General features: G+C 65.1%; 8 protein-coding genes and 1 pseudogene. 5 read left to right on the top strand and 4 right to left on the bottom strand.

The features are described from left to right. Positions 1-329: 329 nt before the first annotated feature. From ACOGI7_RS01745 to ACOGI7_RS01735, 3 genes are all read right to left on the bottom strand, one after another. Positions 330-746: a hypothetical protein gene (locus ACOGI7_RS01745; protein WP_419850208.1), complete on the bottom strand. Its 417-nt coding sequence runs from the start codon at positions 744-746 to the stop codon at positions 330-332. Between the two features lie 27 nt (positions 747-773). After that, on the bottom strand, positions 774-1,652 hold the full coding sequence (locus ACOGI7_RS01740) for a nucleotidyl transferase AbiEii/AbiGii toxin family protein (RefSeq protein ID WP_419850207.1): 879 nt from the start codon (positions 1,650-1,652) through the stop codon (positions 774-776). An 89-nt stretch (positions 1,653-1,741) separates the two neighbouring features. After that, positions 1,742-2,587 carry a type IV toxin-antitoxin system AbiEi family antitoxin gene (locus tag ACOGI7_RS01735; protein WP_419850206.1) on the bottom strand — a complete coding sequence of 282 codons (846 nt, stop codon included), beginning with the start codon at positions 2,585-2,587 and terminating at the stop codon, positions 1,742-1,744. Positions 2,588-2,676: 89 nt separating this feature from the next. Between ACOGI7_RS01735 and ACOGI7_RS01730 the strand changes: the two genes are divergently transcribed. Together ACOGI7_RS01730 and ACOGI7_RS01725 are read left to right on the top strand one after the other, a co-directional pair. Continuing rightward, complete coding sequence (locus tag ACOGI7_RS01730) at positions 2,677-2,847, top strand: type II toxin-antitoxin system HicA family toxin (protein ID WP_419851441.1); 171 nt, start codon at positions 2,677-2,679, stop codon at positions 2,845-2,847. A 5-nt stretch (positions 2,848-2,852) separates the two neighbouring features. After that, the gene (locus tag ACOGI7_RS01725) at positions 2,853-3,080 is read left to right on the top strand and encodes a hypothetical protein (RefSeq protein ID WP_419850205.1); all 228 of its coding nucleotides are present in this window, start codon (positions 2,853-2,855) and stop codon (positions 3,078-3,080) included. 192 nt (positions 3,081-3,272) lie between these two features. Here ACOGI7_RS01725 and ACOGI7_RS01720 read toward each other — a convergent pair whose 3' ends face one another. Beyond that, positions 3,273-3,569 (bottom strand): hypothetical protein, encoded by a 297-nt coding sequence (locus ACOGI7_RS01720; RefSeq protein ID WP_419850204.1) that lies wholly within the window; start codon positions 3,567-3,569, stop codon positions 3,273-3,275. A gap of 571 nt (positions 3,570-4,140) precedes the next feature. Between ACOGI7_RS01720 and ACOGI7_RS01715 the strand changes: the two are divergent. The 3 genes and pseudogenes from ACOGI7_RS01715 to ACOGI7_RS01705 form a co-directional block, all read left to right on the top strand. Next, positions 4,141-4,539, top strand: a pseudogene (locus ACOGI7_RS01715) (fibronectin type III domain-containing protein); the annotation flags it as partial. Between the two features lie 6 nt (positions 4,540-4,545). After that, positions 4,546-11,622 carry a Calx-beta domain-containing protein gene (locus tag ACOGI7_RS01710; protein ID WP_419851440.1) on the top strand — a complete coding sequence of 2,359 codons (7,077 nt, stop codon included), beginning with the start codon at positions 4,546-4,548 and terminating at the stop codon, positions 11,620-11,622. Positions 11,623-11,655: 33 nt separating this feature from the next. Further along, on the top strand, positions 11,656-13,404 hold the full coding sequence (locus ACOGI7_RS01705) for a fibronectin type III domain-containing protein (protein WP_419850203.1): 1,749 nt from the start codon (positions 11,656-11,658) through the stop codon (positions 13,402-13,404). Positions 13,405-13,638 lie beyond the last annotated feature (234 nt).

Here is a 13,638-nt window from a genome sequence, read left to right as displayed (position 1 = left end):
CGTTCCCCGAGCCCGACCGGCTCAACCTCAACCGAGACGCCAGCCAGCACAATGGCTTCGGCCTGGGGGCCTACTACTGCCTGGGCTCGTCGCTGGCCCGAGCCGAAGCCATCGCCTCGGCGTAACTGGCAGGGCGAGCGAGGACATGCACCACGCGTAGTAGGCGGCCATCGTGTCGGCCTTGGACTCGGTAACGACGAAGACTCTGGTGGTGCCCGCCGCGTGAGCTTGTCTGGCATGCCTCACCAACCAGTCGGTCTGAGCTGTTGAGGCGCAGACGAAGTCGTCAAGAGAGTCGTCTGCTCGTAGCAGCCTCGGGGAGTGGTAGGTCACTCGTCTTGGAAGACTGGGGGGCGAGACAAGAACTCGCGCAGGCCTGGCAGATCGCGTGCTGGGCGCATGAACATGGCTTCCCAAATGGCCCACTGTTGTTCTGTCTGCCTCGGAAGGTGTTTGCCTGCTGGCGCGGCGGGGCTATGGCGCCTGACGGCCTTCTCAACAGTGTCCGAACACTCGTCGGCACGCTTGTTCAGCCGCTTCAGCATCTTTTCGAGCGGCGGCACTTGATGTTGGGCGGGCAGAGCGTCCACGGTCTGCTCGGCAGCCGACACAATCCCCGCCGCCATCTCCTTTGCCCTGTCCAGCGTGGACTGGTGGTTTGCGACGAGATAAGCGGACAGCGTCGACAGCGAGTCGTCGGCATGGGAGCGGCTCACTGTGAAATCCCGCCCGAAGCGCATCGCCATCTCGTAGCCGCCTATCCTTCGCTTCGCTTATTCGTCATGGGCGACTGGGGGGTTGGCGGCGTGGTCGCTCTTCAACGCTGCGATCTCTGCATCTGTTTTCCATTCCAGCCTGCCGGCATCGGCCGACAGCTCTTCTAGCGGGCTCCCTGCTATGTATTGGTCGATGGCCCTGGATACCGAGGCCATGACCGCCAGATCGGCCTTTATCTTCTTTAGCTTGTCTGCTTCCGAGTGCATCGATGGGTGAACCAGGTCGTCCAATGCCAAATGGTTCGGTTGCGTGGCTGCTGTTACCTCTCCAAGGGGCATAGCTGCTTGTTGCGGCCTGCGGCTGGCGAGCATCGCCGACCAGCTCTTGTGCGACTTCAAGACATACATCTTCGCCACCAGTGCTTCGTCTTCTATGAGGTGGTACGCGGTTGCGATGTCGTGGAGATCGCGCACCAATCGCTTCGACTGCCAGCGGCTCAGTTTCTCTGCAATCTGCTCCTCAAGCCTCATAGTTGGGATCGTGGCTTGCTCGTCCCAGATGCCTGCGGGCAAGGCTGGCGAAACGAGGGGTCTCAGTTGCTCTGAAGGCAGCCAGCAGCCGCGGTTGGAATAGTCCACCTTCACGTCGTAAGCACCACTGGGAAGTAGGTCCGAAGTGATCCGCAGATAGCTGTGGCCCCTGCGTTCGCTGATTTCAAAAGAGAAGCCCGAGGACGCGTGCCCGGTGATTTCCCCAGCGATGATCTCATCAGCCCCTTCTTCGACATCGAAATCCAAGTCGAACGAGAACCGGCTCTTGTGCCCGAAACGAAGCTTCCGCAAGGCGGTGCCTCCCTTGAACACGATGCGGAACTCCTCAAAGAGCCTCTGCTTGTGCATTTCCGAAAGAAGGACGTCGAAGGCTGCGTCAAGCACAGCGGCTTCCAATACCTGTCTTGACCTCGCGGCCGCTGGGTACGCCCTGAGAACGTCGTCCCGCTTTATTGCCGCTTCAGGCATCTAGCTCACAGGTCCCAGTCGTATGCCCAGTGTCGTTCCAGCGCATAGTCCACGACATTGAATTCAGGGGACCATACGGGCAGCCAGGGCATCGGATCATCTAGGCCTGGGACGCCGCGGCCGAAGTAGTAGGGCCCGTTGTCGAGGGGTGGCCCCAATGACACGACAGCAGCGGCTATATCGGGCTGCTCGCCACGGTGTATCAGGTAGGCCGTGCGTGCCCAAGCGCCAGGGGGGCGGCCTTCGAGCTCGGCTGCGATCAGTGCGGGGTCGACACCCTCGCAGGCCTCCCACAGCCATTCTGCGATGTCCGTCCAAGGGAACCGCCCTGGACGAGTGCCCATATACGCGAGCAGAGTCTCGGGCTTCCACACCGGCAGGCCGTGGAGCGTGTCCAGCGGAATGCGGGGCTGCCAGCGCAGCACAGAGTACTCAGACAGGCTTCGGGGCAGCCGGGCCTCGTCGGGGAATCCGATGGCCGGCGAGGTCGGTCGGCGCAACCAACCCCGCACCTCTGCGGTTGACCTGCCTCCAATGCACGCGGGGGTTCCGGACTTGACCTGAAGCCTCGCCCTCAGGGAAAGGAACCCACCCATGTGCGGAGCCGGGAAACCCGTAGTCACTCCCCAGGCACCGTTGACGGGCAGCGGGAACAGCCAGCCCCGCTCTCTCAAAGCGCGGGCTGCCTGTTGGGGGGTTCGGGACACGCTGAACGAAGCAATCTCGTCCAGGGTCGCAACCTCGGCGTTCGTCTCAAAGAGCAGATTCACTGCCGGCACCAAGTCCGCTGGAGGCGCGGCAGTGCCAGGGATACCCCTCAGGTTCTCCAACAACTCGCTGGCGGCTTCCATGCAGCTATCGTATCACATTTACTGTCATTTGTACCCTAATTGAGACGACGACATCCATTCGGCCGGACTTGTAAAATCAATGGGCGGAGATTGAATCGTTGTTGGGGGCGCTGGGAGTCGCTGTGGTTGAACGGGCCGGTTCCAGAGTTCAGCTGGTCAAGGATTCAGAGTCGATTGTGGTCCACAGGCCCCATCCCCGACCTGTGACTAGGCGCGATACCGTTCGTGACATCGCCAAGTTCATCGAGCGAATAGGGTAGGGCTGATGCTGGAGCACAAGGGCTACGTCGGCGAGGTGGTGTACGACGATGAGGCCAAGGTGCTGCACGCCAGGGTCATCAACAGCGGCCCTTACTCCATAGCAAATGCTGAGGCAACTGATGTGGAGGGGATTGAGCGGGAGTTCCGCACCTCAGTCGATGTCTATCTCGACGGCTGCGCGGAGCTTGGAATCCAGCCTGTTGCACCTGTCGACATCTCGATCGGGTCGTAGCAGCACAGACACGCGCCGGGGGTTGTCGATGAGGTTCCCCAGCTCGGCGTTGGCATCGCCGCTGGCTGTTGGGCCGAGCATTGAAATCAGGTCTTGTAACCGCCAGTATGCGTCCAGCTCAGGGGTGACCGATCCGCGGCCGATCAAAGGGCGGCACCAGGCGAGGGCGATCTTCGCAGCGTCGTAGCTGGGCTATGCGTGTGTGTCTTCGGTGAGTCTGTTGATGTAGTCGCCCATGCCCGAGACGGTGAAGGCCACTTGGCCGCGCTCGGGGGCGTAGATGAGGCCTTTTCGGATCAGCTGATTGCGATGGGGGCTGAGGCTGCGGTGGCTCTCGCCGAGGCGCTCGGCTATCCGGCGGGTGGCGACGGGGGCATCGCGGTGGGAGTCTGCGGCCATCGCCGCGAGGTAGCGGCGCTGTGCGCGGGTGGCTCTCTCCCATCGGGATCCGTAGAAGCCCTCGTCGAGTTCGCGTTGGGCGGCGGCCACTCCTGCGATGGCGTCGTCGGCGGTGATCGAGTCGGGCCCGGGGGCGAAGTCCCATATCTTCTTGCCGAATACCTGGAGAAAGTAGGGGTAGCCGTCGGCGGCCGTTTGCCGACGCCTCGCAACCCGGTCAGCATGATGCCCCGCTCGGATCGTCTACAGCTGGAAGGAAGCCTGGCCGACGAGTTCATGAAGCGCCCTGCTCTAGCCAGGCACTCCCGGTTGCGGGCGCGGGCGCGGCCATTGCTGTTGACGTTGGCGGCGGGCGCTGCGCGCCTGTGCTGGGCCTTGCTGTGTTGGCGTGACCCCCTGCCGAAGCCGTCTAACCCATTCGGCGCGCCCTCGTCAGTCCCCGGCTGCGGGAGGGCTCGCGGCTGTAGTTTCATATGAAAATTAATAGAGAAATCTTTAGAAGAACTTAGCATCAATAGATAGCTCGGCTAAGTTACCTGCCGTTCTATGCGATTTGGCGGGGAATGGCAGGGGGTCAGGTCTAAAGGGGGAGGTCGGATGAAAGCGGCTGTCCTGCCTGATGGAGACGGCCCCCCCCCCCCCCAGCTAAAGGCGGAATGACATGGAAGATCAGCTTCAGTTGCCCTGCTCCCGAACCCACCACTGGATTAAGCTCCTGGTCGCCACGCTGGTGCTCTTGGCGGTTTTCTTCATCGGCGACGGCACCCCCCCTCCCGCGCAGGCCAGCCACCAGTTGGAAACGCCGACAGGCCTCACAGCGACGATGGCAAGCTCAACCAGCGCGACGGTGTCTTGGAGTAGGGCAGGGACTCCCGCAGCACAGAACTACCGGCTCGAGTACCGCGTGCAGGGCAGCACCGACACCCCCAGTGCCCAGACCTACTCAGGTGAGAGTGGCGCACAAATAAGCAAGACCGTCACAGGGCTGACGTCCGGCTCTGTCTACGAGTTCCAGGTACGGAGCACAGGGCACTCCGGACATACATCCAGCGACTGGACCAACTGGGTGACGGCCACCCAAGTCACCTCCACCGACGCCAAATTGGTGAGCAACACGGCGCAGCGAGAAACCTCGTCTACGACGGGTACCGCTTCGACCGCCAGCAATGTGACGTTTGCCCAAGGGTTCACAACGGGATCCAATGCCGCGGGCTACACGCTGTCGGACATCGAAGTGACCGCCGAGAACAAACCGCCTCCAACCCAGCGGAGAAGGATCCGGGCGCAAGTGTGGGAGGCCAATGCTCAGGGCACACCGGGCACGAAAGCCTTTGACCTGACGGTTCCGGCCAGCTTCGAAATAGGCAAAGTTTTGCTTCAAGCCCCTGACGACTCCACGCTCACGAAAGACACGACCTACTTCCTGGTCATATACACCATTAACGAAAACTCCGTATTCCAGGTAACCAGCATTGACGATGATGACGAGGACGAAGGCGGTGCCGCGGGATGGAGCCTTGCCGACGGCCACATCTCTGTTGGCGCGGCCCCGGACAATCTGGGCTCCAACACATGGGCTGCCGCAACCAACGGCCACACCTTGCTCATCAGCGTCAACGGCGAGGCAATAGTTTCCACCAACGCCGATCTGAGCGGGTTGACCGCGAAGAGCGCCACCGGTGCGGGCGCGACGTTCGAGGCGTTGACGCTGAGCCCGTCGACTTTTGACAAGGACACCACGTCGTATACGGCCACGGTGGAGAACGGCCGCACCCATGTGAAGCTGCGGCCGACGGTGGACGACAGCACGGCGTCGGTCACGGTGGAGGGCACGGCGGTGACCAGCGGCATGGACAGCACCGCCATCGCCCTCGACGTGGGCGCCAACGAACTCGAAGTCGAGGTCACCGCGGAGGACGGGGAGACCACGAAGACCTACACCGTCACCATCACGCGCAAGCCGAAGGTGACGCTGACGATCTCCAGCGGCACGGTGGGCGAGGCTGCGGGCAACAGATCGAAGACGATCACCGCGACGCTGAGCGAGGCGGCAGGCACCGGCGGGGTGACGGTGACGCTGGCCAAGTCGGGCACGGCGACCGATATGACCGACTACACGCTGGCAGGGACGATCACCGTCGCGAACAACGAGACCACCGGCACGGCGATGTTGACCATCACCGACGACAAGGTGGACGAGGACAACGAGACGCTGGTTCTGGAGGCCACGGCGACGGGCCACACGTCGGGGTCGCTGACGGTGACCATCGTCGACGACGACACCCGCGGGGTGACGATCAGCCAGACGGCGCGCACGGTGGAGGTGGGCGAGATGACCTCCTACACGGTCAAGCTGAACTCGCAGCCGACTGGCAACGTGGTGATCACTCCGACGAGCAGCAACACGGCCAAGGCGACGGTGTCGACCGCGGCGGCCAACAACAAGCTGACCTTCACCACGTCCAACTGGAACCAGCCCCAGACCGTGACGATCACCGGCAAGGCGGCGGGCACCGGGTTGAAGGTGACCCACGCGGTGACGACGGGCAACGCTGCCGGGAAGTATCCGAAGACGCTGGCCATCGGCGAGGTCGCGTTGACGGTGAACCCGTCGACCAAGACGTTCGCCATCACCTCGACAGCGTCGGGGAACGAGGGCGACACCGTGGATCTGACGGTGACGCTGGGACGGGCGCCGACGGACTCCGCTGGTCACACGCTCAGCGTGGCCTACGGCGCCACGACTGCCAGCGATGATGTCGATGCCGTTGCTCCCGACCGGAGTTCGCCGCCCACGAGCGTCACGGTCGCCCAGGGAGACACGACGGCGACGCTGAGCGTGCCGCTCGCCACCGACACGCTGGTGGAGGGCACCGAGAAGTTCACCGTCACGATCTCGACCAGTGCGACGGGATGGAACGCTGCGCCCTCCGGCACGGCCACCGCCACGGTCACGATCAACGACCAGACCGAGGCGAAGATCGCGTTCGGGAGCGATGCAAGTGCCACGACAGCGTTGACGCCGTCGAAGGCGGAGGACGGCACGTCGCTGAACGTGCCCGTGACGGTTAGCGCGCGGCCTGCCGTTTCCACGAGTTTCACCGTAGAGGTAACGGGGGGCACGGCCACGAAGGACACGGACTACAGCATCCCGTCGTCGGTGACCTTCGGCCCGAGCGACACCGCCAATTCGAGCGGCAAATACACCAAGAACGTGACGGTCACACTCACCAACGACAATCTGGTGGAGGGCGACCAGACGATCAAGCTGCGCATAGCCGCGGCCGACAACCCGGTCAACGACGTGGGCGACCTGTATGCCCGCCACGCCAGCGGGTCGACGGCGACCGTCACGATCCAAGACGACGAACCGGCCAATGCGAAGATCGCGTTCGGGACCGACCCTGCGGCGACGGCGGAGTTGACGCCGTCGGTGGTGGAGAACGTGAGCGGGCGGAAGCTGTCGGTCCCGATCACGATCAGCCACAGGCCCGAGACCAACACGACTTTCACGGTCAGCTTGCGGACCAGCCCCGGCGGCACGGCCACGCCCTACGCCCCCGGGCCGCCCGAGGTGGATGGCGATTTCCGCATCGTGACCAGTTCGGTGACCTTCGGCCCGACCGACAACACCACCCAGTACTTGGAGATCACGATCACCAACGACGCCTTGGTGGAGGAAGACCAGACGATCCTGCTCCAGATCGACGACTCGAGCGGCGATCTGGGCACCTACTACATGCGCAACACGGCGAGCAATGGCGATACCGACGGCGTGGCATCGGAGGCGACCGTCACGATCCAAGACGACGAGCGGCCCAAGGCGAAGATCGCGTTCGGCAGCGATCCGGACTCGACGGCCTTCCTCTATCGTAATGTGGATGAGGACTTGACGGGCGGGAAGCTGGAGGTGCCCATCACGATCAGCGCTCTGCCCGAGAGCGCTGTGACGTTCACCGTCACGGTCAACGTTGCGAGCGATGCGACGGAGAAGACCGACTACTCCATCAAAAGCAAGTCGTTCGAGTTCACTGACTCGGGCTCGCGGACCAAGAACCTCGAGATCACTCTCGTCGACGACAAGCTGGTCGAGAACGATCAGACGATCACCCTGAACATCGAGGCGGCCGACAACCCAGTCGACGACCTGGGCGACCACTACGCACGCCATCACTTCTCGTCGGTTGCGAACATCGACATCGACGACGACGAGCAGGACGACGCGAAGATCGCCATCAGCCTGACCGATTTGTCGGTGCTGCCGGATTCGACCACGAAGTCGGCGCTGAGTCTGAACGAGGGCGAGGCGACCACGCTGACCTTCGCGATCAACTTCCTGCCCGAGAGCGCGGTGACGTTCGCCATTGATCTGTCCGGGCCGGCACGCGACAGCGCCGATTCGACCAACACGGCGGGCAATCCCAAGGACTACGACGTGCAGTCCGTTGGCGTGGCGGCCAGGCAGGTGACGTTCGACCCGGCCGAATTCAGTGGTGCCGGGCCCCACCTTGCGTTCCTGACCTTGGCGACTGTGGACGACACGGTCGAGGAGGACAACGAGACCGTCGAGTTAGCGGTAGCGGCAGCCGACAGCCCGGTCAACGACTTGGGCGACTACTACGCACGCGACGCCAACGGGTCGAAGGCGACGGCCACGATCGTCAGCGACGACGTTGTGAGCACGGTGACGCTGTCGATCAATCGCACGGGCGACAGGTCGTCGGGCGCGCTGCGGTACCCGGTGGTCGAGGGCACCGATGTGACGGTGACGGCGACCGCCGACATTCCCGTGGGCCCGCGCGGCTGGCAGGTCACGGCGGAGAATGTCCATGTGACCGAGGGCAGGTTCCGCATGGCCATCAACCAGCAATGCGGCACCTCCCCGTTCAACTACAACGTCTTCGCATGTCCGAACGACTATGTGCTGCCGGCCACGTTCACGATTGAGGAGGGGCAGACAACGGCGACGGGAACGCTGCGCATCAACAGCGACCCTCCCAGCCGGGACGGCGGCAGAGAGGAGCAGCTTGCTCTGCGCGCCGATGCGGTTCGCGACGCTGATGGCGACGGGAGCACCGACGACGACGAGACGCTGACCACCGAGACGCTGGATCTGCGCATCAACGACTCCGCAGTGGGCGTCACCGTGGGCGCGCTGGCGTCTGATCTGGTGCCCGGCGAGACCGCGACCTACACGGTGAGCCTGCGCGGCGCTGCGCCGACCGCGGATGTGACCATCACGCCGACCAGCGGGACCACCACCATCGCAACCGTCGCGCCGGCCAGTTTGACCTTCGACTCCAGCAACTATCAGACCCCGCAGATGTTCACGGTCACCGGCGTCGCCGCCGGCTCGGCGACGATCACCCACGCGATCGCCTCCGACGACACCACCTACGGGTCGCTGGCCCAGCTCGGCTCGGTGGACGTCACCGTGAAGACCGCGGTGAAGAACTACCAGATCCAGATGTCGGCGACGGGCGAAGAGGGCGGCAACGCCGAGCTGACCGTGACGCTGGGCGACATAGCGCCGACCGGCGGGCTGGAGTTCGCAGTGGACCGCAGCCGCGTCGCGGGCCGCATCCACGTCGGCACGCTGCCCCCCAATGTGCCCAGACCGCAGCCGTCTGCCGACGCCGGGCTGGCCAACGCGGCCGACCGCGACTCGCCGCCGGCCACGCTGACCGTGGCCGCGGGCAAGCGCACTGCGACGCTGAGCGAGCCGCTCGCCGACGACGACCGCGTGGAGGGCGCCGAGCACTACTACGTCACGATCTCCACCAGCACCGCCGGGTGGGCTGCGGTGCCCACCGACAACTCTGTCGAGCCCGACTACGAGACCTGCGACGAGATCCCCACCTGCGCCAAGGTGACCATCACCGACACCGACGCCGAGGACGCGAAGATCGCCTTCGGCAACGCCGCCGACGCTACCGCCACCTACACCGCGGACGTGGCCGAGGGGGCCGGCACGCTCTTGGTGCCCGTCACCGTGAGCGCGCTGCCCAAAGCGCAGACCACGTTCGGCATCGAGGTGGTGAGCACCGGCACCGCGGCCGAGGGCGCCGACTACACCATCGCCACCAAATCGGTGACCTTCGGCCCTTCGGACTCGTCCACCACCAAGAACGTGTCGGTGGCGATCACCGACGACTCCGACGTCGAGGGCGCTGAGACGATCTTGTTGCGCCTCGCCGCCGCCGACAACCCAGTCGACGACCTCGGCGACCACTACCGCCGAGACCCCAGCGGCAACAGCTCGCAGGCCACGCTGACCATCAACGACAACGACGGCGCCGTGGTCGTGGACCGGTCGGCGGTCACCGTTGCGACCGGCGGCACCGTCACCTACACCGTCAAGCTCGACGGAGCGCAGCCCGGCGGCACCGTGACCATCGGGCTCGCCTCCGACGCCACCGACAAGGCGACCGTCAGCCCGTCCTCGCTGGACTTCACAACGGGGAACTGGAACCAGCCCCAGACGGTCACCGTCACCGGCGTGGCCGCCGGCACGGCCACCATCAGCCACACCATCAGCACCGCGCAAACCGGCTACCCGACCGGCCTCACCATCGATTCGGTGGCCGTCACGGTGTCGGCGCTGCCCACCGTGTCGCTGGGGGCCACCTCCCCCGTCACAGAGGGATCAGCCGTCACCGTGACCATCTCGCTGTCGGAGCGGCTCGACATCCCCACCAAGACGATCCCGATAGTGCTGACGGCGGGCACGGCCGAGCCGGGCGACTACGGCGCTCTGGCGAACATCCCCATCGACAACGTGTCGACCACCTTCACCGCCACGATCACCACAACCGACGACGGCGACACGGAAGACGAGACGTTCACCGTGGCCCTCGGCGACACGCTGCCGTCTTCGGTGACCAGAGGCACCCCCGACTCGGTGGTCGTGACCATCACCGACCCCGACAGGAACGCCGTGTCGCTCTCGGCGTCGCCCAACCCAGTGCCCGAAGGCGACGCCGTGACCATCACGGCCACGCTCACCGCGGCACTGTCCGAAGAGGTCGTCATCCCCCTCACCATCACCAACGGCACGGCCGAAGACGCCGACCGCGGCGCACTGGCGAGCATCACGATCGCAGCAGGCGCCACCAGCGGCACCGGCGAGATCGAAACCCATGAAGACGACGACGCCATCGACGAGACCTTCACCGTGGCGCTGGGGACCCTGCCGCCCGGAGTCGACGAAGCCGGCACGAGACCGCTGACCATCACCATCGACGACGACGAAGGCACCACGCGGACGCCGCCCCGCGGACCCGGACCTGGACCTGGACCTGGCCCTGGACCTGGACCCGGCCCCGGCCCCGGCCCCGACGATGACACCGACGACACCGATGACACCGACGACACCGATGACACCGACGACACCGACGACACCGACGATGACACTGGCGATCGGTACTACTCCGGGGTCATCGACGGCCCCGACTACTGCACCAACCTCAGCCTGGGCGGCCCCACCACCTATCCCTTCGACAGCGACGACGACGGAGTGGCCGACGTCTGCGCCCTGCCCTACACCCGCCGGGAGGCCGTCGCCCGCCAACAGGCCCTGGAGCAGTTGGCCGACCAGAACCAGGGCCTGTTCCGCGACGCCCTGTTCGGCATGCGCGACGATCCCCGCACCGCCGGCGTCGACGAGTCCACCGCCGGCACCTGCGCGTCGGCGCCCACTGATCTGGGCGACACCGAAGAGCAACTCGCCGAAGACGCCTGCGGCCGCCACGCGCAAGACCCCGACGACATATCCGACGTGTCGCCCGTGCCCCACCCGGTGGACGCCGCCTCGGCCCGCCAGTTCTATTCCGGGCCGATCGACAGCCCGCAGTTCTGCGTCAACCACAGCCTCGGCGGCTCCACCACCTATCCCTTCGACAGCGACGGCGACGGAGTGGCCGACGTCTGCGCCCTGCCCTACACCCGAAGAGAGGCCGTCGCCCGGCACAACGCCCTGAGGGCCGCATTCACCGACCACCCCCAATTCCTCGCCGCCCTCGCTGACGCCTGCGCCTCCCTGGACGCCCTCGACTTGGGCGACTCCCCCGCCGCCCTCGCCCAAGACCACTGCTCCATCACCGACACCGACACCGAAGAATCAACCGACACCGAAGACCAATAGCCGAAAAACCCGACTCTGGAGGAGGTCCCAGGAATGCGAACAACCCGGAAATGGCTGGCGTCTGCGCTGGCGTCTGTGCTGCTGGCGGCGCTGTTGGTGTTGCCGGCTGCGCCCGCAGCCGCCGGATCACAGCCCGACGAGCCGTCGAATCTGGTTGCGCTCAGCTCGGAGCATCGGACCCGCAACTCGCAGGGCGAGATCGTTCGGCTGATCGAGTCGTATGTGCAGTGGGAGCCCCCGGAGTACCGCAGAGACATAAGCTGCTACTACGTCCGCTGGCGTGTCGCCGCCCAGAGCGGCCAGCCGGCCGGGGCGTGGCAGCCCAGCGAGCAGGGCGGGATCGCCCCCGACTACAACTACTACAACATCGACGGGCTGGTTGTGGGCGAGACCTACGATTTCCAGGTCCGCTCCTATTCCGAGTCGCTGGGCGCCTACAGCGACTGGGTGTCGCTCACCAAGACCGCCGCCTTGGCCTCCACCGACTCGAGCCTGAAGTCGCTGACCCTGTCGTCGGGCACGCTTTCGCCCGCGTTCGAGCCCCAGAAGTGGAGCGACGTCGTCTACACGGCCACGGTGGCCAACTCGGTGTCGAGCGTCACGTTCACCCCCACCGCCAACAACGACAAGGCGACGATCACCTACAAGGGCGCCGAGGTGGCCAGCGGCACCGCCAGCGACGCCATCAGCCTCGCCGTCGGGCCCAACTACTTCGAGATCCTCGTGGCGTCTGAATACGGGAACATGCGCGGCTACAACCTCAACGTGGTGCGCGCCGGGCCCAGCGGGCGCATGGCGGCGCCCACCGGCCTCGCGCTCGAACAGGAAGCGTCCGACCAAAAGCACCTCATCACGCTCACCTACACCCTGCCCACCGGCGCCACCGAGGCGGTGCTCGAGTACCGCGAGATCAGCAGCGGGGAGTCGGCGCCGCAGTGGAGCACCGAAGGCGTCACCGGCCTGACCACCAGCGGCGCCAAGATCCACGCCCGGCTGCGCCAGAACGTGGACTACGCGGTGCGGGTGGCGGGCAAGAACAACTCCGGCACCGGCGCGTGGGCCACCGCCACTTTCTATACGCAAACAACGCCCGGCTGGCCGCCCAACGTGCTGGCAGTGTCGGCCGACGCGTCGCTGGTGGTGAGCTGGGACCCGCCGGAGAGCACGGGTGCCCCCAACGCCGCCATCACCGGCTATGAGGTGCGCTGGCGGCCTCTGCCCGACGACCCGTGCTGCCCGTGGTCTGAGGCTCAGAGCCAGGACGTGGGCGACGTGGTGACCTACACCATCGAGGGCCTGACCAACGACCAGGTGTACGAAGTGCAGGTGGCGGCCTTCAACGGCCTCGGCCGGGGCTACTGGTCGCCCACCATCCGAGGCACCCCCGCGCAGATGCAGGGCAGCCCGCCCCAAAATCCCCAAAATCAGGTGCTCGGAGGACAACAGCAACAGCAACAAGCGCCGGCGGCTGAGGAGGCGACGGCCCCCGAGCCACCGGCCGAGCCCGGCGCAGTACAAGACGTGCAGGCAACCATCGACGGCAAGAGGGTCACCGTGACGTGGTCGGCGCCCCAAGACGGCGGCGAGCCCGACCAATACGTCGTTCGCCTGAAGACCCCCAACAAGGGCAAGGCGAAGATCAAACGAGTCGACGCCGACGCCACCAGCGTGACTTTCGGCAAGGTCAAAGCCGGAACCCACACCATCTACGTGCGGGCCAAGAACGAAGCCGGCGGCGGCAAGTGGACCAAGATCGAGGTCACCGTTCCTCCCAAGGCCTAGAGGCTAGGAATTCGACGTTTCGCGCAGTATCATTCGAAAATCAATAGGTCGATTGCTCGATAGATTCAGTATTGATAGATATCTTCGCTAAATTGACCTGGATTCACACGCGATTTCTGGTGGGAAAGGCGGGGTGTCATGTCGCAAGGACGAGGTCGAAGACAAGAGGCTGTGCTGCCTGACAGAAGCGGCAATCCCCCCCCCCCCCCCCACCGATTTCGCTTCGTGACAACC

Source organism: Candidatus Poriferisocius sp. (assembly GCF_965204145.1).
Lineage (GTDB): Bacteria > Actinomycetota > Acidimicrobiia > Acidimicrobiales > Bin134 > Poriferisocius.
This window is presented reverse-complemented; position numbering and strand designations above follow the sequence as displayed.